Source organism: Phenylobacterium sp. (assembly GCF_030679875.1).
Taxonomy (GTDB): Bacteria; Pseudomonadota; Alphaproteobacteria; order Caulobacterales; family Caulobacteraceae; genus Phenylobacterium.
In genome coordinates this window covers 220,306-242,673 of the sequence record NZ_JAUXSP010000015.1, presented here as the reverse complement: position 1 = coordinate 242,673, position 22,368 = coordinate 220,306, and the positions used below count along the sequence as shown (strand labels likewise).

Genomic DNA, 22,368 nt, shown 5'->3' with positions numbered 1-22,368 from the left:
TCATTCGGCGGCCGCAAGGGCGGCTTGGGGTTGGGATGTCAGGTCCAGCCGCAGGCTCATGCAGAAGGCCGCGCCGCCGGACATGATGAAGGGGGAGAGATCGACCTCGACCAGGCGGTAGCCGCGGGCCTCCAGGGCGGCGCGCAGGCTCGCAGGGGCCTTGGCCATGATGACGGTCTCGCCCAGATTCACCGCATTGACGCAGAGCGCCTCTGCGGCGGCCTTGTCGGCCTCAATCAGCATCTCGGGCGCGACCCGCTCGCGCAGGGTTGTCAGGGCCTGATCGGTAAAGGCTGGCGGGTAGTAGAGGATGTGACCGCCATCGAGCGGGCGCATGCAGGTGTCCAGGTGGTAGAAGTGTGGGGTCGCCAGCTCCAGGGCGACCACCTCCTGGCCGAAGAAATCGGCATGGGCCTCCAGGCCCGCCAGGGTCGAGCGCTGTCCATGGCCGCCCCAGAACAAGCCGCGGGCGGCGTCCCACAGGGCGTCGCCGGCGCCTTCGTGCACCACGCCGGGCGGCAGGTCGGCCACCTCCCGCAGGACGCCGCGGTCGCGCAGGGCCTGGAAGGCCGTCAGGAAGGGCGTTTCTTCGCCGCGCCGTTCGGGATGGGCGAAGCGGGCCATCAGGGCGCGGCCATCCAGCACTGTGGCGGCGTTGGCCGGAAAGACCAGATCGGGCAGGCCGGCCTCGGCGGGGATCATCTCCACCGTTCCCCCGGCCGCTTCAATGGCGTGGCGGAGCTCGGTCGAGGCCGCAGCGGCCCGGGCGCAGGCCCCGGCGTCGGCGCGCCAGACGGCCGGATTCATCCACGGATTGATCTGGTAGCTGACCTCGAAATGGGCCGGATCGGTCATCAGATAGTGCGGGGTCGCCATGGCGCGCCTCCCAGAAAGTCACGGTGGCGTCGAGGATCGGGCGCAGCGGTGCTAGCGAAAAGGCGCAAGACTTGTAAGATATGCTGATAGTTCTGACGTTTCGTCAGAAGCAGATAGCGATTTGAGATGGATGAGACCGACCGTCAGCTGCTCGCCCTGCTGCGCGCCGACGCCCGGACCTCGGTGGCGGCCCTGGCCGAGCGCCTGAAGGTCTCCCGCGGCACGGTGCAGAACCGGATCGACAAGATGCGCCAGCGCGGGGTGATCCAGGGCTTTACGGTTCGCACCCGCCCCGATGTCGAGGCCCAGCGGGTGCGGGCGATCATGACCCTCTCGGTGGAAGGCGAGGGGAGCCCTCGGGTGGTGCGCGCCCTGCAGGGCTTCGCCGAGGTGGTGGCGATCCACACCACCAATGGCCGCTGGGACCTGGTGGCGGAGCTCGACACCGATAGCCTGGCCGCTTTCAGCGCCGCCCTTGACGAGATCCGGCGGATCCCCGGCATCGCCGCCACCGAGACCTCGATCCTGCTGGCCACCACGCGCCTTTAAATTCTTCGGCGATGGAGAGGTGGCGGCCGGCTTCTGGCGTGCTTAGATCGCGTCCATGAACGCACCGCTCAAGACCGACACCCTGCCCGAATGGCGCCTCGACGACCTCTATGCCGGTCGCGACGATCCGCAGATCGAGGCTGACCTGGACAAGGCCCGCAAGGCCGCCGCCGAGCTTCTGACCTATCAGGGCAAGCTGGTGGCCGCCCGCGGAGAGCCCGAAACCCTCGGCCGTTGGCTGAACGAGACCATCGCCCTTTATGAGGTGGGAACCAACGCCCTCTATGGGGTCGGCGCCTATGCGTCCCTGTCATCGAGCACGGCGCGGGACAATCCCGCCTGGGCCAAGTTCGAAGGGGATTTCCGCACCAAGGCCGCGGTGATCGGGGCCGAGACCCTGTTCTTCACCCTGGAGATCAACCAGCTGGACGAAGCCGAGCTCGACGCCGCCCTGGCCGCCCATGCGCCAGCCCGTCGGTGGCTGCCCTGGCTGCGTCGTGTCCGCCTGTCACGGCCCCACGAGCTGAGCGCCGAGCTTGAGCGGTTGATGATCGACCGGGGGCCGGGCGTGGCCAACTGGATGCGCCTGTTTGACGAGACCCTGGCCAAGCTGACCGCCAAGGTGGGGTCCGAGACCCTGACCCTGCCAGAAACTCTCAATCGGCTGTCCGACCCCGATGGCGGGCGGCGGAAACAGGCGGCCCAGGCCCTGGCCAAGGCGCTGGAGGCGCGCACCTCGACGCTGGCGCTTTGCCTCAACACCCTGGCCTATGAAAAGCAGGTGGACGACCGCTGGCGGAAATACCCCAGCCCGGCCGCCTCCCGCCACATGGCCAACGAGGTGGACGCCGACGCCGTCGAAGCCCTGGTGGAGGCGGTGACCGAGGCCTATCCCGCCGTGAGCCATCGCTACTACGCCCTGAAGGCCAAGGTCATGGGCCGCAAGACCCTCGACTACTGGGACCGCAATGCGCCCCTCGATGCGGCGGCGCCTCGGACCTACACCTGGCCCCAGGCCCAGGAGATGGTGCTGGAGTCCTTCTCGGCGCTGGCGCCCCGGTTCGCCGACACGGCCCAGACCTTTTTCACCGAGCCCTGGATCGACGCCCGCCCCCGGGCCGGCAAACAGTCAGGCGCCTATTCCCACCCGGTCAGCGCCGACCGGCACCCCTATGTGTTCATGAACTATATGGGCGAACGCCGGGACGTGCTGACGCTCGCCCACGAGCTTGGCCATGCCGTGCACCAGACCCTGTGCGCGCCGCTCGGCACCCTGCTGGCCGATACGCCGCTGACGCTGGCTGAGACCGCCTCGATCTTCGGCGAAGGTCTGGTGTTCGAGCGCCTGATGGCCGGCGCTACCGACGCCGAGCGCCGCGGCCTGCTGGCCGGCAAGATCGAGGACGGGCTGAACACCGTGGTCCGGCAGATCGCCTTCCACAAGTTCGAGACCGCCTTCCACGCCGCCCGCCAGCAGGGCGAAGTCTCCACCGATCAGATCTCGGCGATCTGGATGGAGGTGATGGGTGAAAGCCTGGGACCGGCCATCAAGCTCAACGCCGGCTACGAGCACTACTGGGCCTATGTCAGCCACTTCGCCCATGCGCCCTTCTATGTCTACGCCTACGCCTTCGGCGACCTGCTGGTGCGCGGCCTGATGGAGAAGCGTCGGGAGGACCCGCAGGCCTTTGCGCCGCTCTACGAGGACCTGCTCGCCGCCGGGGGCTCCAAAACCTATGTGGAGGCGCTCGCCCCCTTCGGTCTCAACCCTCGGGAAAAGGCCTTCTGGGCGGCGGGCATGACCCAGCTTGAGCGGCTGGTGGACGAGTTCGAAGCCCTGGTCTGATCCGGGGACGGGGCGGAGGCGAATCTCGCCTCAAGCCTTGTCATTTTTCAAACGGGCGTTAGTCAGCAGGGCATGTCCGATGATCTGACCCCCCTGCAGACCGCCGTCGTCCCGGACGGCTATGTGATCAACCTCTGGCAGCGTGGCTTTGGCCGCACGGTCGGCCCCTTCTATTCCAAGCGGGACGAGGCCAATAACGAGATCATGGCCTTCCGCGTGGAGGAGCACCACGCCAACGGCATGAACAACTGCCACGGCGGCATGCTGATGAGCTTCGCCGACATGGCCTGGGGCCGGGTGATCTCCAACCAGCGGGAGATCGGCTGGGTCACGGTGCGCCTGACCACCGACTTCCTCTCCGGCGCCCAGATGGGCGACTGGGTCGAGGGCGGCAGCGAGATCATCTCCGAGCAGGACGACATCTTCACGGTGCGCGGCAAGATCTGGTGCGACGACCGGCTGCTGATGACCGGCGCCGGCGTCTTCAAGGGCCTGCGCAACATCAAGCGGACGCCGGGCGATCGCCAGGCGCGGCAGGCCTGACCCATGACCGACCAGAGCAAGACCTCCCCCGCCGTGGCCGCCGCCGAGTTTGACGACGACCGACCGGTGCCCTCCAAGCCCGGCGAACTGCCCCCGGAAATCCAGGCGCCTCTGGCCCCGTTCAAGGGCGAGAAGCCGCCGGCCCCGGCCTGGTTCGAGGCGGCCATCGCCAAGGCGCCTGAGCGCAGCTTCGTCACCTCGCTTGGCACCCAGATCGAGGTGCTGACCTGGGGCGAAGTGGGCAAGCCTGGCCTGCTGCTGGTCCATGGCAACAGCGCGCATGCCGACTGGTGGAGCTTCATCGCCCCCTATCTGGCCGAGGATTACCGGGTCGCCTCGATGTCCCTGGCCGGCATGGGCGCTTCGGACTGGCGCGAAACCTACGCCTTCCAGGACTTCGCCGAGGATGCCGAGGCGGTGGCCAAGGCCACTGGCCTCTACGAGGGCGGCCGCAAGCCGGTCTATATCGGCCACTCCTTTGGCGGCTCGCAGGTCTTCTACGCCGCCAGCCGTTATCCTGAGCGTATGCATGCGGCCATACTGGTCGATACCGGGTTTGGCGGCCCGCCGCCCAAGGAGCGCGAGGAGATGGAGCGCCGCATGGAGCAGGTGCGCAACATCCCCACCGCCGATCGTCCCAAGCGGGTCTATGCGACCCTGGAGCAGGCCCTGGCCCGTTTCCGCTTCATGCCGCCCCAGGCCGCCGGCCACCTGTTTGTCGCCGACTTCATCGCCCGGAAGTCGCTGAAGCGCGCCCCGCTGGAGGACGGCTCCGGCGAAGGCTGGACCTGGATGTTCGATCCGGCCATGTGGAACAAGCTCGACCGCAGCGCCATGAACGCCCTGGTCACCGATGGCCCGCCCAAGATCGAGGTGCCGATCGCCCATATTCACGGGGAGCATTCCCCGGTGATCGCAAGACGTCAGGACAGCCGCCCCAACCCCCTGCCCGCCGACATGATCGAGATCGCCATCCCGGACGCCAACCACCATGTGATGGTCGATCAGCCCCTGGCCCTGGTTGCCGCCCTGCGGGCGCTGCTCAAGGTCTGGCCATCTTGAGCCGGCGCGCGGTCTCGTGTAGCACCGCTGTCAATCAGCTTCCGTAAGAGAGAGACCCGGCCGCCATGGGCGAACAGGCTTCCGACTATCACCGCGGCGAAATGGAAATCCAGGAGCAGCTGGCCACCTTTGACCTGTTCATGGGCCTGACCAAGTGGGGCTCCCTGGCCATCGTCGCCGTGCTGCTGCTGTTCATCGTCTGGTTCTGCACGCCGGGCGGCTTCATGGCCGGCCTGATCTCGGCCGTGGCGACCGCCGTCATCGGTTTCGTGCTGCTGCGCGCCAAGCCTGAGCAGGCCCACTAAAGACCCTTCAGGTCTCGGTCAGACCACCGCCGCCCCCGTCGTCTGGCGCGGGCGGCGTTCGCACGTCTGGATGGTCCCCACGGCCGGCTCAAACATCTGTTCGGAAATCGCGGATCGATTTCTGGACAAGAGGCGCCTGACATCCCTAAGGTCCGCCGGCTTTTCCGACCCGGGGGGACCTCGACCATGGCCGTCATCGCCGTCACCAAGGAACGCCGCGACGGGGAAACCCGCGTCGCCATGACGCCGGACACGGTAAAAAAGCTGATCGCCGCAGGCTTTGCGGTGACGGTGGAGAGCGGGGCCGGCGAGGCCTCCTCCTATCCTGACTCCGACTATGCCGCCGCCGGCGCGGAGCTCGCCGACCTGGCCGCCACCCTGGCCAAGGCCGACGTCCTGCTCAAGGTGCGCGCGCCGACGGAGCCGGAGATCGCCGGCCTGAGGGCCGAGGCCATCGTCATTGGCATGCTCAATCCGCACCAGGACAAGGCCACCCTCCGGATCCTGGCCGCCAAGGGCGTCAGCGCCTTCACGATGGAATTTGTGCCCCGGATCACCCGGGCCCAGGTGATGGACGTCCTGTCCTCCCAGGCCAATCTCGCCGGCTATCGGGCGGTCCTCGAAGCCGCCAACGCCTACGGCAAGGTCCTGCCGATGATGATGACCGCGGCGGGCACCGTGGCCGCCGCCAAGGTCTTCGTCATGGGCGCCGGCGTCGCGGGCCTGCAGGCCATCGCCACCGCCCGGCGCCTGGGCGCGGTGGTCACCGCCACCGATGTGCGTCCCGCCGCCAAGGAACAGGTCGAAAGCCTGGGCGCCAAGTTCGTCGCGGTCGAGGACGAGGAGTTCAAGGCCGCCGAGACCGCCGCGGGCTACGCCAAGGAGATGAGCGCCGAGTACCAGGCCAAGCAGGCGGCCCTGGTGTCCGAGCACATCCGCAAGCAGGACATCGTCATCACCACGGCCCTGATCCCGGGCCGGCCAGCCCCGCGGCTGGTCAGCGCCGCCCAGGTGGCCTCCATGCGGCCCGGCTCGGTCATCGTCGACCTGGCCGTCGAGCAGGGCGGCAATGTCGAGGGCGCTATCTCCGGTCAGGTCGTGGACGCCGGCGGCGCAAAGATCGTCGGCTACGCCAATCTGCCCGGCCGAATCGCCGCTGACGCCTCGGCCCTCTATGCCCGCAACCTGTTCGCCTTCGCCGGCCTGCTGCTGGACAAGGACGGCGCCTTCGCCCCTGACTATGAGGATGAAATCCTCAAGGCCGCCCTGGTGACCCGCGGCGGGGCGGTGGTTCACCCCGCCCTGGCCAGCTGACCTGAGATCAAGAGAGGACGCCCTCCATGGAATCTGTCGATCCCACCGTGTTCCGCCTGGCGATCTTCGTGCTCGCCATCTTCGTGGGCTACTACGTGGTCTGGAGCGTGACGCCGGCCCTGCACACGCCGCTGATGGCGGTGACCAACGCGATCTCCTCGGTGATCATCGTCGGGGCCCTGCTGGCCGCGGCCGCCCACGGGGCTGAAGGCGCGGCCCTGAGCGGCAGCGTGATGATCTCCAAGGGCGCCGGCGCCCTGGCTGCAGCCCTGGCGGCGGTGAACATCTTCGGCGGCTTCCTGGTCACCCAGCGCATGCTCGCCATGTACAAGAAGAAGCAGAAGTAGAGCCGGCCTTAGGGGGCACGATCATGAACGCCAATCTCGCGGCCATTCTCTACCTCGTTTCCGGGGTTCTCTTCATCCTGGCCCTGCGCGGCCTCTCCAGTCCCGAGACCAGCCGGGCGGGCAACCGCAACGGTATGATCGGCATGGCCATCGCCGTCGGCACCGCCATGGCCACCCTGCTAGGCCAAGGCGCCCTGGACACCCTGACGCTGGCTTTGATTCTCGGCGGCGTGGCGATCGGCGGCGGGATCGGCGCGGTGATCGCCCGCAAGGTGGCGATGACCTCCATGCCGCAACTGGTGGCGGCCTTCCACAGCCTGGTGGGCCTGGCCGCCTGTCTGGTGGCGGTGGCGGCCATCTACACCCCCGAAGCCTATGGCATCGGCGTGGCCGGCGAGATCCACCTGATCTCGCTGATCGAGCTGTCGCTGGGTCTGGCGATCGGGGCGGTGACCTTCACCGGCTCGGTGATCGCCTTCGCCAAGCTGAACGGCAACATGTCCGGCGCGCCCATCCTGCTGCCGGCCCGCCATCTGCTGAACCTGGCCATCGCCGTGGGCGTCGTCGCCCTGGTCGCGGTTCTGGTGGTCAGCGGCGGGGCCGCGGTCTGGGCCTTCTGGGGTATCTTCGCCCTGGCCCTGCTGATCGGCGTCACCCTGATCATCCCCATCGGCGGGGCCGACATGCCCGTCGTGGTCTCGATGCTGAATTCCTATTCCGGCTGGGCGGCCGCGGCTCTGGGGTTCACCCTGGAGAACACCACTCTGATCATCACCGGCGCCCTGGTGGGCTCGTCCGGCGCGATCCTCTCCTACATCATGTGCAAGGGCATGAACCGGTCCTTCATCTCGGTGATCCTGGGGGGCTTCGGGGCCGATGATTCCGCCGCCGTGGCGGGGGGGCATGTGGAGACCCGTCCGGTCAAGAAAGGTTCGGCCGAGGACGCCGCCTTCATCATGAAGAACGCCAGCAAGGTGATCATCGTGCCGGGCTACGGCATGGCGGTTTCCCAGGCCCAGCACGCCCTGCGCGAAATGGGCGATGTGCTGAAGGCCGAAGGGGTCGAGGTCAAGTACGCCATCCACCCGGTGGCCGGCCGCATGCCGGGGCACATGAACGTGCTGCTGGCCGAGGCCCAGGTCTCCTATGACGAGGTCTTTGAGCTGGAGGACATCAATTCGGAGTTCTCCACCGCCGATGTGGCCTTCGTCATCGGCGCCAACGACGTGACCAATCCTGCGGCCAAGACCGATCCGACCTCGGCCATCTATGGCATGCCGATCCTGGACGTGGAGAAGGCGCGCACGGTCCTGTTCGTGAAGCGCGGCATGAGCTCAGGCTATGCCGGCGTCGACAACGAGCTGTTCTTCCGGGACAACACCATGATGCTGTTCGGCGACGCCAAGAAGATGGTCGAGGGCATTCTCAAGTCTCTCTAAGGCGACCATTCGTCTCGTCGTGGTAAACTTGGTCCGAACGTGCCGGCCGCGCCCAATTGTCGCTGGCGCGCGTCTGGGGGGCATCTCGAATATTCATTAACTGACCCCGGCTATGAGGGCAGGCGCGGATCAGGACCTTGAGCGTCCAGGCCGCGTTGCGCCGATAGAAGAGTCGGGACGTCTCATTGTCTGAAACCCTCACCGTCCCCCAGGGCGGCCTGCATCGTCTGGGGATCGCGGTGTTCGGCGCCGTCCTGGCGCTTGGCGCCATCACCCTGGCCCATGCGGCCCTTCCCCGCTCCGAGCCCGCGGTCGAGACCCATCCGCCCCAGCCGCCCCCGCCAGAGCCCGTGGTCCTCGTGGCCTTCCACTCGCCGTTGCCGGGTCACGCCATCAACTCCCCCTTCGGCCTGCGCCAGATGCCGTGGGAAGACGCCGGCCGGCTGCATGCGGGCATAGACATCGCCGCCCCCTTCGGGGAACCGGTGCTGGCCGCTGCTGACGGGGTCGTCACCCGCGCTGGATCCTTCCCCGGCTACGGCCGCATGGTCGAGATCACCCATGCCGAGGGGCTGGTGACCCGCTACGCCCATCTCGGCGCTGTCGCCCGCGGCCTCAAGCCGGGTCAGGCCATCAAGGGGGGTTATGGTCTCGGCGAGGTGGGCTCCAGCGGGGTGTCCAGCGGACCTCATCTCCACTTCGAAATTCGCGATCGCCATGACCGGCCGCTCAACCCGCTCTACTTTCTGGGCCGCCGGTTCGCCGAGGCTGAGGACCTGCCGGTGCAGGCCGCCGCCAAGGTCTCTCCCCGGGTCCGCATGGCGCAGGTCTCCAGCATTCCGGAGTCCAAGCGCAGCCTTATGGTCGCCAAAGGGTGGGTCGAGGCCGGGGACTGAGACTTTCAGGCCGGGTTCGGGTCGGGCTCGCGCGTCACCAGACCTGCCGCCGCGTCGAACCGGGACTGGACGAGGCTTTCAACCGTGACGCCATCGACCGTCAGGCGGACCTGGTCTTGGCTATCGATCAGAGCTGGCCAGGCCCGCCGAACCCCTGCGGGCAGGGGGGCCAGCCGCCGACGCTCTTGGGTTTCCAGTTGGGACAGCCGCCCCGCCAACGGACCGGCCCTCAGACCTGGCCCCGTGGCGCGGACCTCGAATCGTCCATCCCAGACCGTGGGCTGATCCGCCGCCAGCAAGACTTCCGTCAGACCGCCCCGGCGCGCCTCGCCCGCCTCCCGCATCACCCAGACCTCAGCGCCTGTGATCTCGATCCGGGCCCCGGCCAGGGTGGCGGTGGAATCTGACGCGCCCGCCACCTGGGCGGCGATCCGTTCGACGGCTTCGCGGCGGGGCGGCCGGGCGCCACCGGCGGCGCACAGACAGGCGATGGACAGCAGTCGCGCGCGCGCGGGGCCGGGGGCGGCGCGCAGGATTGAGCGATCCCAGTTGATCGCGCCGCCCGGGGCATGGCGCGCCGCCTGGGCGAGGGCTTTCACTTCATGGTCAGCGCCCGGCGCCTCGGGGCTGGCGTCCCTCTCCCCGGCCAGCCGCGCCCGGGCCCGGGCCCGGGCATAGGCGAGGTCGGCATTGGCTGGATCCTCGATCCAGGTGAGGGGCTGCCCCTCAAGCCTGGCGCGCAGCTCGGACCTGCGTGTGGCCAATAGCGGCCGCAGCAGAAAGACCCCACGACCCTCCGGCCAGGCGGGGCTTGGCGCCCACGGTCTGGGGTCAGGGGTGGTGGCGCCGTCCCGCCGCATCTGGCGGGTCTCCAGCACATCGTCGGCTGTATGACCCAACAGTACGACTGGGGCGCCTATGGCCCGGGCGGCGTCCGCCAGCAGCCGGTGCCGCGCCGCGCGGGCGGCGGCCGGCAGGCCAGTGGCGGGCTTGGGTCCCGTCCAAGTCAGGCTCTGGAAGGGCAGGCCAAGGCGTTCAGCGGTGGCCTGGCAGTGCGCCGCCCAGACGCCTGCGGCGGTCTGCAGGCCGTGATCCACGTGCAGGACAACGAGCCGGCGACCGCGTGCGCGGCTCCAGGTATGGGCGGCCAACAGCAGGGCCAGGCTGTCGCCACCCCCGGAATAGGCGACGGCCAGGGGGGCGGCCGAGGCCGGGCTCAGATGGGCGTCGAACAGGGCGTTGGGGACAGGCCCCCACGGCTCAGGGGCTGAGCTCAGCCGCACCGGGCCTGAGTGCGCGCCGCCGCCGCCCGGGACTGGATGGACGGCGCCGCCGAGGCATAGCGGCGGGACAGTTCGGCCAGGGTCTGGCAGGCCTCGCTGGACCGGTCGAGGGCGATCAGGGAGCGTGACAGCTCCAGGACGGCGTCCGGGGCCCAGGGGGTGGTCGGCCAGCCCCGGATGGCGGCGATAAAGGCGCTGGCGGCCTCGGCGTCCGCGCCGCGCACCACCAGGGTCTTGCCGAGCCAGTAGTGAGCCTCAGGCGCAAGGCTGGCGGCGCCGTGCCTGGCGACGAAAGATTCAAAGGCGGTTTCTGCGCCATCATAATTGCCGCTGAGCATCAGCCCACGGGCGCGCTCGAAGTCGGCCTGGGGCGAACCCCCGCCGCCCGTGTTCGGCGCTGAGACGGGGGCCGAGAATCCGGAGGAGCCGCCGGTGGTGGCGGGCGGAACGCCGGTAAAGACTTCCAGGGCGGCGACCTTCTGGTTCAAGGCCGACATCTGCGCCTCCAGGGCGGCGTTCTGGTCGCGGCTCTGCCGCAGTTCGAAATTGGTGGTCTCGATCTGCCCGTTCAGGCGGGTGATTACACTTTCCAGGTCGGTGAGCCGGCGGTTCAACTCCTCGATCCGGTAGTCGGTCTCGGCGGGTTGGACCACGACCGGGCGACCTGTGTCGCGGCCCTGGAACACGATGGCCCGAAGCTCACGCACGACCCGCTCCATCCGCTCGACGCGGCGGGCGTCGCGCAGGTCCAGCGGGTCCTCCATGGAGGTCTGGGCCAGAACGACCGTGGGCGCGGCCACCGGGCCGATCAGGCTCAGGGACAGGACCAGGGCGGCGGGGAGGGCGATGCGGCGTCTGGAGGTCATGATCAGATCATCTATGGGGCCGAAGGGCCGAAATTGCGGCGCGGTTCGCACCATGGGCCGGCGCAGGCTTGGCGCCAATGGTCAGGACGCTTGGCGCTCAGCAAAGAGGGGACCCCAACCGGGATCCCCTCTCGCCGTTTCATACGTCGTCCGAGGGCTTAGCGCGCGCCGGACGTGATCGCGGTGTGGGCGTTCCGGTTACGCTGATAGGCGTCTTCCGAGGTGCCTGGATCGATCGGGCGCTCCTTGCCGTAGGAGACGGTGGTGATCCGGCTGGAGGACACCCCGCGGGAGACCAGGAAGTCCCGCACGGCGTTGGCGCGGCGGGCGCCCAGCGCCAGGTTGTACTCGCGGGTGCCGCGTTCGTCGGCATTGCCTTCGAGGCGGATCATCACCGACGGATAGCGGTTCAGCCAGGCGGCCTGGGCTTCCAGCACCGGGGCGGCGTCGCCGCGGACCGAGTAGGAGTCGAAGTCGAAATAGACCCGATCGCCGACATTGATCACGAAGTCCTGCATCGTGCCGGGCAGGGCGCCCTGGCCGACCGGCGGGGCCGGGGTCGAGGGCTGGGTCGCCGGCGGCGGCGCGGGCGGACCCGGCGGCATGGTGTCGGGCTTGGGCCGCGAGGCGCAAGCGGTGACAGAGGCCGCCGCCAAGGCGATGACCGCGAACTGCGCGGCGCGCTTTGTGAGGGTGAGTGTGGTCATTTCGAGGTCGTTCCTTGTTATACGGTTCTTACGGGCGGCGCGCCGAGCGCCGAAAACAATGGATCTGCGCACTGGCTTTATGACGACTCTGAACTAAGCCAACAATACTATTCGCCTGCTCCTGCATTCACTTATCAGTTGAGTAGCGGCGACCAGGCCGGGTCCGACCCTGACTGTGGGTAGGGGGCCGGCCGCACGATGCGTCCCGTCACGTCAACCGTCCACAAACGCGCAGCGCCACCAGGCGTTTCACGGGTGAACATCAAAACTCTGCCATTGGGGGCCCAGGTCGGCCCCTCGTCGAGATAGCTGGTGGTCAGCAGCCGCTCCCCGGAGCCGTCGGGACGCATGACGCCGATGTGGAACTGCCCGCCGGCCTGCTTGGTGAAGGCGATGAACTCACCGGTCGGGCTCCAGACCGGCGTCATGTAGCGGCCTGAACCAAAGGAAATCCGCCGCGCGCCCGAGCCGTCCGCGTTCATCACATAGATCTGCGGGGACCCGCCCCGGTCTGAATTGAAGGTGATCTGGCGCCCGTCGGGCGAAAAGGATGGCGAGGTGTCGATGGACGGGTCGCTGGTCAGCCGGCTGGAGGCGCGACTGCGCAGGTCCATCACATGGATGTCGGTGTTGCCGCCCCGCTCGACGGAGAAGGCCACCTTGCCGCCGTCATGGGAGAACCGCGGCGCGAAGACCATGCCGTTGAACGACCCCAGGCTCTCCCGCCGACCCGTCTCCAGATTGAACAGATAGATCGACGACCCCTCCGGCCGCAGGGCCATGTAGGTGATCTCCTGGCTGGTGGAAGAGAAGCGCGGCGTCATGACGATGTAGGAGCCATCGGTCAGGTAGCTGGGATTGGCGCCGTCCTGGTCCATGATCGCCAGACGCTTGATCCGGTCGATCCGCCCGCCGCTCTCGGCCACGAACACCACGCGGGTATCGAAATAGCCCTTCTCGCCCGTCAGGCGCTCATAGACCGCGTCGGAGATCTTGTGCGCCACCCGGCGCCAGTTCTCGGAGGTGGAGGTGAACTGCATGCCCAGCAGCTGCTGCTCGGCGAAGACATCCCAGAGGCGGAAATTGACCGTCAGCCGGCCGGTGGCGTCAACGGTCACCTCGCCATTGACCAGACCCTGGGCGTTGATCGTCTTCCAGTCGGCGAACCTTGGCTGGTAGCGAATATCCAGGTCGCGCTCGATGAAGGCGGCCTGGTCGATGGGCCGGAACAGACCCGAACGCTCAAGATTGCTGGTGATGACCTGAGCGATCTCGGCGCCGCGCTCGCCGCGGAATCCCGGGACGGCGACCGGCAGGGGCTGGATATCGCCGCGATTGACGTCCACCTCGATCTGGGCGCGGGCGGGGCCCGCGAGGGCGCCGGCCGACAGCAGGGCCGCTGTCAGGGCGACGAACAGGGTCCGCAGTCGCATGGGCTAGTTGCTCCTCAATTATCGGCGCACGCCTGGGCGGCGTTGAAGCTGACGGCGATCTGGTCGCCGTAGAACTCCCGGGGAAGTGTGGTGAAGGGCGCGGCGCTGTAAACCGCCCGAATGGCCCGCTCGGCGGCGGCGCGGGTGACGGGATCGGACGAGTTTTCCTGACCGCCGGCCCGGACATCGCCAACCACGCGGCCGTCGCTGCCCAGCCGGAAGGTGACTCGGACCCGGACATTGCGGGCGGCTTCGACCTCGCAATTGGGGTTCCAGCGCCGTTGGAGTTCCTCAGCCAGGCCCGACATGGCCGCGCCGGACAGGCCGCTGCCTGTGGTGGGCCTCGCCTGACTGGCGGTTTCGGGCCGCGCCGCGCCGCGGGCCGCCGACGAGCTCTGCGAGCCCTTCAGGCTCGAGGCCAGGGCGTCGAGGTCGAGGCTGTCGGCCTTCTTCGGCGGGGCGGCCGCGGCGGGCTTTGGCGCGGGCGCCTTGGGGGCCGGGGCCGGGGTCGGGGCGGGCGCCGGAGCCGGTTTGGGCGTCGGCGTGGGTGCGGGTTTGGGTGTCGGGGTCGGGGCCGGCTTCGGGGCCGGGGCCTTCGGTGCAGGCTGGGGCGCCGGCGGTGTCGGGGTCGGTTGCGGCGCCGGCTGAGGTTGAGGTTGGGGCTCAGGGGCCGCCACCGGGGCCTCCAGCGGCGCGTCGGGCTCAGGCGCCTCGGTCTGGGCGGTCTGTTCCTGCGGACCCTGGACAGCGGGTCGGGGGTTGGCGGGGATCGAGCTCACAATGTTGATCGGAACGACCGCGCCCACCTTCAGTTCACGGGCCCATGGCCAGGGGATCAGCGCCGCGCCCAGCACGACGGCGTGCAGGATGGCCGAGAACATGAGGGCTGTGCCCAGGTCAGACCGCTCGCCGCGCATGGGCTGTCCTCAGCGCGCTGCTTGATCCGCGCCCGAAGAGGGGCCGCCGGTCTCGGTGAGCAGGTTGATGGAGGTGAAGCCTGAGCTGGCCAGGGCGGCCATGACCTGGGCCACCTGCGCATAGTTGGTCCGCCCATCGGCCCGCACATAGATGGGGCGGTCGGTCGCTCCGTCGGCCATGGCGATCAGCCGTGGCGAAAGGCTGGAGAAGGCTGTCTCCTCCTCGTCGATGAAGATGGCCCCGTCCGCCCGCACCGACACGGTGAGCGGCTCGGACTGGTCGGGAATGGCGCTGGCCTCGGTCTTGGGCAGCTCCAGCGGCACGCCGACGGTCAGCAGGGGCGCGGAGATCATGAACACGATCAGCAGAACCAGCATCACATCCACCAGGGGCGTGACATTGATTTCCGACAGGGCGCCCCGGCGGCTTGAGCGCCGCCGTCGGCGCGCGCCGCCGCCAGCCGAATAGGCGTCGTGGGATGAGAGGGCCATCGGCTCAGGCCCGGTCGCTTAGGCGACGCTGGATCGCGGTGGCGAGGTCGTCGGCGAACCCTTCAAGCCGTCCGCCATAGCGCGCGGCGTCGGACGAGAACTTGTTGTAGGCGATGTAGGCCGGAATGGCGGCGGCCAGACCTATGGCGGTGGCGAACAGCGCCTCGGCGATGGCTGGCGCCACGACGGTCAGGTTGGTGTTCTGCTGGATGGCGATCGCCTGGAAGGCGTCCATGATCCCCCAGACCGTTCCGAACAGGCCGACAAAGGGCGAGGCGGTGGCGACGATGGCCAGAAGAGGAAGCCCCTCTTCAACCCGGGCGCTTTCCCGGGCGATGATGGCGTCCAGCACCCGGTCGATCCGCTGAATCAGGAACCCGGCCTGGCTGTCGCTGGACAGGCCCTTGGCGCGCGCTTCGCGCCATTCCCGAAGGGCGGCCTGCAGCATGCGCGGCAGGGCGTGGCGGGGCCGGTCACCGGCCTCATTGGCGATCTCCTCCAGGGAGCGGCCAGAGGAGACCTGGTCTTCGAACTGATCGGCGTGGCGGTTCAGCGCCCCGAACCGCAGCAGCTTGTCGATGATCACCGCCCAGGAGAACAGAGAGGCCAGGGCCAGACCGATCATCACAGTCTTGATCACCCAGTCCGCGCGCATGAACAGCGCGACCATGGAGAAACTCTCGGCCGTCAGGGTGGCGGAGGCGGCGGGGTCCATGCGGTGTGGGCTCCGTTGTCGATCGGGCGGAGACGCCCAAGGCTGAAGTGAAACGCTGCGGTGGCGAACTTAAGGCGCCAGGTCGTGACGAACACGCCCGTACCCCCAGGAGTGGAACAACATTAGGGTTACTGAAGTCTGCCCGCGGATCGAAGACCCGGCGATGGCTCGGCGGATTTCGAAAGTCAGGATCCGTCGTCGGGCGCAAAATAGGGAGCCAGGGCTGCGGCCATGCCCGGGGGTGGCCTGCGCGGGCGGCCGTCCATGCCGATACAGGCGGCCATCACCGCGGCCTGGGCGATCAGGGTCTCCCCGCGCACAACCCTCTGGCTGATGAACAGCCGGGGGCCCTTGACCCGGTCATAGGTGGTCCGCACCTGCAGGGCGTCATCGATGCGGGCCGGGGCTTTGAAATCCAGCTCCATGCGCACGATGGTGAAGGCGCTCGGCGTCTCCTGATCCAGCAGCTCGGCATGCCGGACGCCGGCCAGCCGCAGGAAATCCGACCGCCCGCGCTCGAAATAGCGCAGATAGTTGCCGTGATAGACGACCCCGGTGAAGTCGGTGTCCTCGTAATAGATGCGGACCGGCAGGACGTGTTCGCGGCCTTCGATCCAGCCGGCGGAAGGCTCGCCAGGGGCAGGGGTCATGGACGGCCTCCGCTATTCGTCAAACAGGGTCGCTTGGCCAGCGGCCGGCGGCTGAGGCGGCGGGGTCAGGCCGAGATGCGCATAGGCCTTGGCGCAGGCCACCCGGCCCCGGGGCGTGCGCTGGATGAAGCCCTGTTGCATCAGATAGGGCTCGATGACGTCCTCGACGGCGTCGCGAGCCTCGGCGATGGCGTAGGCGATGGTCTCCACCCCGGCTGGCCCGCCGCCGTAGTTGTCGATCAGCGCGCGCAGGTAGCGCCGGTCGAGGGAGTCGAGGCCCACCTCGTCCACCTCCAGCCGCGCCAGGCCCCGGCCCGCCGCGCCTTTGTCGATGGCGGCTGACCCCTCGGCGGCGGCGAAGTCCCGCACCCGGCGCAGGAGGCGCCCCGCCACCCTGGGCGTGCCTCGGGCCCGGGCGGCGATCTCGGCCGCGCCGTCACGGGTCAGATTGACGCCCATCTTGCCCGCCGCATGGGCCAGCACCTTGATCAGCTCATCGGTGGTGTAGAATTCCAGCCGCACCGGAATCCCGAACCGGTCACGCAAGGGGGTCGCCAGCAGGCCCGCCCGGGTGGTGGCGGCCACAAGGGTGAAGGGCGCCAGATCGATGCGGATCGACCGGGCCGAGGGCCCCTCGCCGATGATCAGATCCAGCACGTGATCCTCCATGGCGGGATAGAGGATTTCCTCCACATTGGCCGCCAGGCGGTGGATCTCGTCGATAAAGAGGACGTCGCCGGCCTCGAGATTGGTCAGGATGGCGGCCAGATCCCCGGCCTTGGCCAGGACCGGACCGGAGGTGGCGCGGAAGTTGACACCCATCTCCCGGGCGATGATCTGGGCGAGCGTCGTCTTGCCCAGCCCAGGCGGCCCAAACAACAGGACGTGGTCCAGGGTGTCGCCCCGGTCCCGGGCGGCCTGGATGAAGATGCGCAGGTTGGCCTTGGACTGCTCCTGGCCGACGAACTCTGCCAGCGTCTGGGGCCGATAGGCCCGGTCGGTTCCCTCGGCCGGCGCGGCCTCGCCGCTGACCAGCCGGGTCACCGGCCCAGCTCCTGCAAGGCGGCCTTGATCAGGGCGCCGGCCTCCGCCGCCTCACCGAGCCGCAGGGCCGCAGCCTCCACCAGCCGTCTGGCCTGGGGTTCGGCGACGCCCAGGCCCATCAGGGCGGCGACCGCCTCGCCCGAGGCTGAGGGGGCTGGCGTTGGCTCAGCTGCGCCGGGGCCCGGCGCAAAGCCGCTGACGGACAGGTCGGTCAGCGGCTTGTCCTTGAGTTCAGTGGCGATGCGCAGGGCGAGCTTTGGTCCCACACCCTGCGCCCGGGCGATGGCGGCCTTGTCCTGACGTCCGGCGGCGGCGGCCAGTTCGGCCGGCGGCAGCACATCCAGCACGGAGAGCGCAGCCTTGGGCCCAACCCCCTGGATCTCCTTGAGGATCAGGAAGGTGCGCCGCTCGTCCCGGGTGAGAAAGCCATAGAGGCGCATGCCCGCCTGCTCGCTCCACTGGGTCTCAATGTGCAGCAGGGCCTCTTCGCCCACGGGCGGCAGGCGCGCCAGCGTGCGGGCGCCGCAGCGGACCACATAGCCGACCCCCAGGACGTCGATCAGGGCGTCTTCCTCGCCGATCTCGGCGACCATTCCCCGCAGCCGGCCGATCATCACGCCACCTTCCTCGAAGGCGTGCGGGCCAAGAGGCTGCGCGCCGTTCGGGCGTGCGCATGGGCGATGGCCACGGCCAGGGCGTCGGCGGCGTCCGCGGTGACGGCGCCAGCGGCCGGCAGCAGACGGGCGATCATGAAGGCCACCTGGTCCTTATCGGCGCCGCCGGTCCCGACCACGGCCTTCTTGACCACGGTGGCGGCATATTCGGCCACCGGCAGGCCGGCCCGGGCCGGCGCCACGAGCGCCATGGCGCGGGCATGTCCCAGCTTCAGGGCGGAGGCGGCGTTGTTGTTCATGAAGGTCTCCTCCACCGCGGCCTCGTCAGGCCCGTGGTCGGCGACGATGGCGCTGATCGCCTCGAACAGGACCAGCAGGCGTTCGGAAAAGGGCAGGGAGTCCTTGGGCGCGATCACCCCGTGGGCCACATGGGTCAGGCGCGCGCCCTCAATGGTGATCACCCCCCAGCCGGTGCGGCGGAGGCCGGGGTCCAGTCCAAGGATGCGCACGGCGGCCATGAGCGACTCTATAGGCGTGTTCGGGGATTGTTCCTACCAGCCGAATAGCCCGAGGCGGGGTTAAGGGGGTGTTTACGCCTAGCCTTAGAGCCCGCGGATCTTGGCCAGGTTGGGGCGGGGGATCAGGTTCTTGAACGTCCCCTTGGTCTTGGCCTTGTCCCGGCCAAGCTCCGCCCAGGCCGCAGCGAAGCCGGCCGGGCTGCGGGCGTCGGTGGGCTGGGTGCGGACCAGGCTGAGCGGTCGTCCGGTCAGGGCCTTGGCGACCGCCTCCCAGGTTTCAGCCTCAGGCGCTGGCTGCCCGCTCTCATTCAGCCAGCCCGCCGCCCGCCTTGCGGACATGGTGCGGACGCCCTCGATCAGCAGAGGCTCGGACAGATGCAGGATGATGGCGGCCTCAGACGGCAGGGCGGCCAGGGCCGCCAGCAGGGCGCGGACGCAGAAGGCTTCGGCGTCGACATCCCGATCACCGCCCGCGGCGCCGCTGATCGACTTGCCGTCCTGACGAAGCCAGGCCCAGCCCCCGGTGCGGTAGGGGGCCTGATGATTGATTTCGATCCAGATTTTCAGGGTCATGAGGGCGCGGTCTCTAGCACCCTGAGGCGGCCCTTGTCGCCTGCCTCAGTCCTTGCGGGGCGACAGGCTGTACTCGACGACCCGACGATCCTCCCGCAGATGTTCGGCCAGCCGGGCCATATTGGCGGCGCCGGTGCCCCGCAGGGTGGCCCGATGCTCCACCCGGGCCTGGTCCTCGTTTTCTCCAGACCACAGACGCTCGCTGACCGCGCCGGCCTCCAGGTTGAACTCGCCGACCAGAGTCCGGAATTCCTCTTCCGTCATCGCTTCGGCCCGGCGGTAGCGGACCTTCACGTCCAGGATGCGAAGCTGGGGAATGCGCCGGTCGGCCCAGCGGAGAACGCCCAGGACCAACAAGGTGACGGCTGTGCCGCCGATCGCCAGGCCGTAAAATCCTACGCCGTAGAGAGTCCCCAGGGCCGAGGTGATCCAGAGGGAGGCCGCGGTGGTCAGGCCGTGGACGCTTAAGCCATGGCGGAAGATCACGCCGCCGCAGAGAAAGCCGATGCCGGTCAGGATGCCGTGCGCCATGCGGGTGGGGTCGATGCGGATCACATCGCCCTCCACATCGCCCATCCATTCCAGCTGGTGGATCGCCGCCAGCATCAGCAGGGATGAGGTCAGGGCCACCAGGATGTGGGTGCGGAAACCGGCCGGCCGGCCGCGATATTCCCGTTCCAGCCCGATCAGACCGCCGGCGAGCACCGCGCCGAGAACCGGGACAACATATCCAGTCAACCATTCCATGGCCGATCAACGCGCCAGCCGGCAGGGAGCTTCACGCCGAAATGCTCAGGCCTCAGCCCGCATAGGTCTCCAGGTCCTCGTCGGAGACATCGTAATTGCCGTAGACGTTCTGGACGTCGTCATCGTCTTCCAGGGCGTCGATCAGCTTCATCAGGGTGGCGACGGGCTCACCCTCGACAGGCGTCAACGTCTTGGGTCGCCAGGCGATGGTGGTGGACTTCGGCTCGCCGAGCGCGGCTTCCAGGGTCTGGGCCACCTCGGAGAGGTCTTCGAAGGCGGTGTAGATGGTGTGGGTGTCCTCGTCGGACTCCACGTCCTCGGCGCCGGCCTCGATGGCCGCCTCCATGACCTTGTCCTCTGAGCCGGCGGCGGCCGGATAGACGATCTGGCCGACCCGGTCGAACATGAAGGAGACCGCGCCGGTCTCCCCGAGATTGCCGCCGTTCTTGGAGAAGATCGCCCGCACATTGGCCGCGGCCCGGTTGCGATTGTCGGTCAGGGCCTCAATGATCAGGCCCACGCCCCCGGGGCCGAAGCCCTCATAGCGGATCTCCTCATAGGCCTCGGCGTCGGCGCCCGAGGCCTTCTTGATCGCCCGGTCGATATTGTCCTTGGGCATGGACTCGGCCTTGGCGTTGGCCACGGCCAGCCGCAGGCGGGAGTTCATCGCCGGATCGGGCATGCCTGACTTGGCCGCCACGGTGATCTCGCGACTGAGCTTGGAAAACAGCTTGGACCGCACCGCATCGGCGCGGCCCTTGCGGTGCATGATGTTCTTGAACTTTGAATGTCCGGCCATGGGTCCTGGAGGTCTTGGGCTGGTCTGCAGCGATTGAGCGCCGCTTCTAGCGCTCGGTGGGGCGCAAGGCAAAACCCTGCGCCCCAAGGGCCAGTCTCGTCTACCGAGGTCCGCCGCGTTTACCCACGGGGTGGGAGGAGGAAAGGCCGCCGTCCACGGCGATGGCCTGGCCGTTCACATAGGAGGCCTCGTCGCTGGCGAGGAACAACGCCATGTGGGCGATCTCGTCAGGGACGCCCGCGCGCTTCAGCGGATTGAGCTGGCCGATCCTGTCCTCGCTGCCCCGGGAACGGGCATAGTCGAAGACGCCCTGGGTCATGCCGGTCTCGATCAGACCCGGGCAGACAGCGTTGACGCGAACGCCCGTGCCGTAGAGTTCGTTGGCCGCCGTGGTGGCCAGATTGATGACGCCGGCCTTGGACGCCGAATAGGAGGCCGGCCCTGCGCCTGAGCGGATGCCGGCCACCGAGGCGGTGCAGACGATCGAGCCCTTGCCCTTGGGGACCATGATCTTGCTGGCGTGCTTGATCGCCAGGAACGGGCCGATCAGGTTGATCCGCAGCACCTCGGCCCAGATCTCCGGCGTCAGTTCGAAGAAGGGGGTGGGCCCGCCGGTGATCCCGGCATTGGCGTAGACCACGTCCAGGCCGCCAAACTCGTCCACCGCCCGCTGGATGTAGGACTGGACAAAGGCCTCGTCGCCGGCATCCCCGGTCATGGCCACCGCCTGGCCCCCATGGGCCTGGATGGAGGCGGCGGTCTCTTCGACCGTCTCGGCCCGGTCGACGCAGACGACCCGCGCGCCCTCACGGGCGAACAGGCTGGCGCTGGCGCGACCAATGCCGCTGGCCGCGCCGGTGACCACGGCCGAAAAGCCTTCGAGACGTCCCATGAAATTCTCCTTTTGGCGGTGGGGTCAGCGCGCCCGCTCGGCGGCGGCGACAATGGCGTCGATGATGGTGTCGTAAAGGGCTTCCGGCAGGTCGTGGCCCATGCCCGGAATGATGCGCAGCTCAGCGCCTGGAATCGCCCTGGCGGTGGCCTCGCCGCCAGCCTTGGGAACCAAGGGATCGGCCTCGCCGTGCAGGACGACGGTGGGCACGCTCAGCTTTGCGAGTTTCTCGGTCCGATCGCCGCTGGCGCCGATGGCGCCCCGTTGGCGCTGCACGCCCTTGGGATTGAAGGCCCGGCGCATCTCCGACCGCACCCGCTCGCGCAGGGCTTCGTCCGACCACGGATAGTCGGGGCTGCCGATGGTCCGCGCGTTCTTCATGCCGTGGGCGATGAAGGCGTCTTCGTCGACGGTCGGGTCGGGCGCGACCTGGGTCAGGACGGCGGCGGCCTCGGGTGTCGCGTCCATGGTTCCGGGCGCCCCGGTGGCCGACATGATGGAGGTCAGCGACCGCACGCGGTCCGGATGCTCGATGGCCACGGTCTGGGCGATCATGCCGCCCATGGAGACCCCGACCACATGGGCCGCCTCGATCTTCAGGTGGTCCAGCAGGCCGGCGGCGTCGGCGGCCATGTCCGACAGGGTGTAGCGGTCGCCGGACTGGAACCAGGTGGACAGGCCGGCGTCGCGGTTGTCGAACCGGATTGCATGGTAGCCCTGGGCGACCAGCTTCTCGCAGAAGGGGACGGGCCAGCGGGTCATCTGCGACCCGAGTCCGTTGATCAGCAGGACGGCTGTAGCGTCGTCCGGTCCGAAGGTCTCGTACTCGATCTCGATGCCATTGACGGCGGCGCGGGGCATGGCGGCCTCCCTGTCGTTTCAACTGTGGGCGCGGGCGGAGGGTGGACGGCGCTGACCTGGGGCCCGCGCCGTCCGATCAT

26 protein-coding genes are annotated in these 22,368 nt (G+C 68.7%); 9 read left to right on the top strand and 17 right to left on the bottom strand.

Annotated features, from left to right (window positions below):
* Positions 1 to 876: a dimethylarginine dimethylaminohydrolase family protein gene (locus Q8K84_RS09245; RefSeq protein WP_305282355.1), complete on the bottom strand. Its 876-nt coding sequence runs from the start codon at positions 874 to 876 to the stop codon at positions 1 to 3.
* Positions 877 to 1,002: 126 nt separating this feature from the next.
* Between Q8K84_RS09245 and Q8K84_RS09240 the strand changes: the two genes are divergently transcribed.
* The 9 genes from Q8K84_RS09240 (at position 1,003) to Q8K84_RS09200 (ending at position 9,177) form a co-directional block, all read left to right on the top strand.
* Entirely contained in the window at positions 1,003 to 1,425 is a 423-nt protein-coding gene (locus Q8K84_RS09240) for an Lrp/AsnC family transcriptional regulator (protein ID WP_305282354.1), read from the top strand.
* A gap of 55 nt (positions 1,426 to 1,480) precedes the next feature.
* The gene (locus tag Q8K84_RS09235) at positions 1,481 to 3,271 is read left to right on the top strand and encodes a M3 family oligoendopeptidase (protein ID WP_305282353.1); all 1,791 of its coding nucleotides are present in this window, start codon (positions 1,481 to 1,483) and stop codon (positions 3,269 to 3,271) included.
* Between the two features lie 72 nt (positions 3,272 to 3,343).
* Positions 3,344 to 3,814, top strand: a complete 471-nt coding sequence (locus Q8K84_RS09230; protein WP_305282352.1) for a PaaI family thioesterase — start codon at positions 3,344 to 3,346, stop codon at positions 3,812 to 3,814.
* Between the two features lie 3 nt (positions 3,815 to 3,817).
* Positions 3,818 to 4,876 carry an alpha/beta fold hydrolase gene (locus tag Q8K84_RS09225; RefSeq protein WP_305282351.1) on the top strand — a complete coding sequence of 353 codons (1,059 nt, stop codon included), beginning with the start codon at positions 3,818 to 3,820 and terminating at the stop codon, positions 4,874 to 4,876.
* A 65-nt stretch (positions 4,877 to 4,941) separates the two neighbouring features.
* A complete protein-coding gene (locus Q8K84_RS09220; protein ID WP_305282350.1) occupies positions 4,942 to 5,181 on the top strand; it encodes an aa3-type cytochrome c oxidase subunit IV in 240 nt (79 codons plus the stop codon).
* 186 nt (positions 5,182 to 5,367) lie between these two features.
* Complete coding sequence (locus tag Q8K84_RS09215; protein WP_305282349.1) at positions 5,368 to 6,495, top strand: Re/Si-specific NAD(P)(+) transhydrogenase subunit alpha; 1,128 nt, start codon at positions 5,368 to 5,370, stop codon at positions 6,493 to 6,495.
* A gap of 26 nt (positions 6,496 to 6,521) precedes the next feature.
* On the top strand, positions 6,522 to 6,842 hold the full coding sequence (locus tag Q8K84_RS09210) for a proton-translocating transhydrogenase family protein (RefSeq protein ID WP_305282348.1): 321 nt from the start codon (positions 6,522 to 6,524) through the stop codon (positions 6,840 to 6,842).
* Positions 6,843 to 6,865: 23 nt separating this feature from the next.
* Positions 6,866 to 8,281, top strand: a complete 1,416-nt coding sequence (locus Q8K84_RS09205; protein ID WP_305282347.1) for an NAD(P)(+) transhydrogenase (Re/Si-specific) subunit beta — start codon at positions 6,866 to 6,868, stop codon at positions 8,279 to 8,281.
* A gap of 185 nt (positions 8,282 to 8,466) precedes the next feature.
* On the top strand, positions 8,467 to 9,177 hold the full coding sequence (locus tag Q8K84_RS09200; protein WP_305282346.1) for a M23 family metallopeptidase: 711 nt from the start codon (positions 8,467 to 8,469) through the stop codon (positions 9,175 to 9,177).
* A gap of 5 nt (positions 9,178 to 9,182) precedes the next feature.
* Here the strand turns inward: Q8K84_RS09200 and tilS are convergent, their stop codons facing one another.
* From tilS to Q8K84_RS09120, 16 genes are all read right to left on the bottom strand, one after another.
* Entirely contained in the window at positions 9,183 to 10,460 is a 1,278-nt protein-coding gene (gene tilS, locus Q8K84_RS09195; RefSeq protein ID WP_305282345.1) for a tRNA lysidine(34) synthetase TilS, read from the bottom strand.
* Positions 10,451 to 11,326 carry a tol-pal system protein YbgF gene (gene ybgF, locus Q8K84_RS09190; protein ID WP_305282344.1) on the bottom strand — a complete coding sequence of 292 codons (876 nt, stop codon included), beginning with the start codon at positions 11,324 to 11,326 and terminating at the stop codon, positions 10,451 to 10,453. The genes tilS and ybgF overlap by 10 nt, the downstream gene beginning before the upstream one ends.
* Before the next feature lie 158 nt (positions 11,327 to 11,484).
* Positions 11,485 to 12,033 (bottom strand): peptidoglycan-associated lipoprotein Pal, encoded by a 549-nt coding sequence (gene pal / locus Q8K84_RS09185; RefSeq protein WP_305282343.1) that lies wholly within the window; start codon positions 12,031 to 12,033, stop codon positions 11,485 to 11,487.
* Positions 12,034 to 12,167: 134 nt separating this feature from the next.
* On the bottom strand, positions 12,168 to 13,466 hold the full coding sequence (gene tolB, locus Q8K84_RS09180) for a Tol-Pal system beta propeller repeat protein TolB (RefSeq protein ID WP_305282342.1): 1,299 nt from the start codon (positions 13,464 to 13,466) through the stop codon (positions 12,168 to 12,170).
* A 14-nt stretch (positions 13,467 to 13,480) separates the two neighbouring features.
* A complete protein-coding gene (locus tag Q8K84_RS09175; protein WP_305282341.1) occupies positions 13,481 to 14,383 on the bottom strand; it encodes an energy transducer TonB in 903 nt (300 codons plus the stop codon).
* 9 nt (positions 14,384 to 14,392) lie between these two features.
* On the bottom strand, positions 14,393 to 14,875 hold the full coding sequence (locus Q8K84_RS09170; RefSeq protein WP_305282340.1) for an ExbD/TolR family protein: 483 nt from the start codon (positions 14,873 to 14,875) through the stop codon (positions 14,393 to 14,395).
* 4 nt (positions 14,876 to 14,879) lie between these two features.
* Entirely contained in the window at positions 14,880 to 15,590 is a 711-nt protein-coding gene (gene tolQ / locus Q8K84_RS09165; protein ID WP_305282338.1) for a protein TolQ, read from the bottom strand.
* Positions 15,591 to 15,775: 185 nt separating this feature from the next.
* Positions 15,776 to 16,240 (bottom strand): tol-pal system-associated acyl-CoA thioesterase, encoded by a 465-nt coding sequence (gene ybgC, locus Q8K84_RS09160; RefSeq protein ID WP_305282337.1) that lies wholly within the window; start codon positions 16,238 to 16,240, stop codon positions 15,776 to 15,778.
* Between the two features lie 12 nt (positions 16,241 to 16,252).
* Positions 16,253 to 17,284 (bottom strand): Holliday junction branch migration DNA helicase RuvB, encoded by a 1,032-nt coding sequence (gene ruvB, locus Q8K84_RS09155; RefSeq protein ID WP_305282336.1) that lies wholly within the window; start codon positions 17,282 to 17,284, stop codon positions 16,253 to 16,255.
* Positions 17,281 to 17,898 (bottom strand): Holliday junction branch migration protein RuvA, encoded by a 618-nt coding sequence (gene ruvA, locus Q8K84_RS09150; RefSeq protein ID WP_305282335.1) that lies wholly within the window; start codon positions 17,896 to 17,898, stop codon positions 17,281 to 17,283. The genes ruvB and ruvA overlap by 4 nt, the downstream gene beginning before the upstream one ends.
* Complete coding sequence (gene ruvC, locus Q8K84_RS09145) at positions 17,898 to 18,416, bottom strand: crossover junction endodeoxyribonuclease RuvC (RefSeq protein ID WP_305282334.1); 519 nt, start codon at positions 18,414 to 18,416, stop codon at positions 17,898 to 17,900. The genes ruvA and ruvC overlap by 1 nt, the downstream gene beginning before the upstream one ends.
* An 84-nt stretch (positions 18,417 to 18,500) precedes the next feature.
* Positions 18,501 to 18,989 (bottom strand): hypothetical protein, encoded by a 489-nt coding sequence (locus Q8K84_RS09140; RefSeq protein WP_305282332.1) that lies wholly within the window; start codon positions 18,987 to 18,989, stop codon positions 18,501 to 18,503.
* 45 nt (positions 18,990 to 19,034) lie between these two features.
* Positions 19,035 to 19,736, bottom strand: coding sequence for an MgtC/SapB family protein (locus Q8K84_RS09135; protein WP_305282330.1), 702 nt, complete (start codon positions 19,734 to 19,736; stop codon positions 19,035 to 19,037).
* Between the two features lie 52 nt (positions 19,737 to 19,788).
* The gene (locus tag Q8K84_RS09130) at positions 19,789 to 20,535 is read right to left on the bottom strand and encodes a YebC/PmpR family DNA-binding transcriptional regulator (RefSeq protein WP_305282329.1); all 747 of its coding nucleotides are present in this window, start codon (positions 20,533 to 20,535) and stop codon (positions 19,789 to 19,791) included.
* 100 nt (positions 20,536 to 20,635) lie between these two features.
* On the bottom strand, positions 20,636 to 21,427 hold the full coding sequence (locus Q8K84_RS09125) for an SDR family NAD(P)-dependent oxidoreductase (RefSeq protein ID WP_305282328.1): 792 nt from the start codon (positions 21,425 to 21,427) through the stop codon (positions 20,636 to 20,638).
* 24 nt (positions 21,428 to 21,451) lie between these two features.
* A complete protein-coding gene (locus tag Q8K84_RS09120; protein WP_305282327.1) occupies positions 21,452 to 22,288 on the bottom strand; it encodes an alpha/beta fold hydrolase in 837 nt (278 codons plus the stop codon).
* Between the last annotated feature and the right edge of the window lie 80 nt (positions 22,289 to 22,368).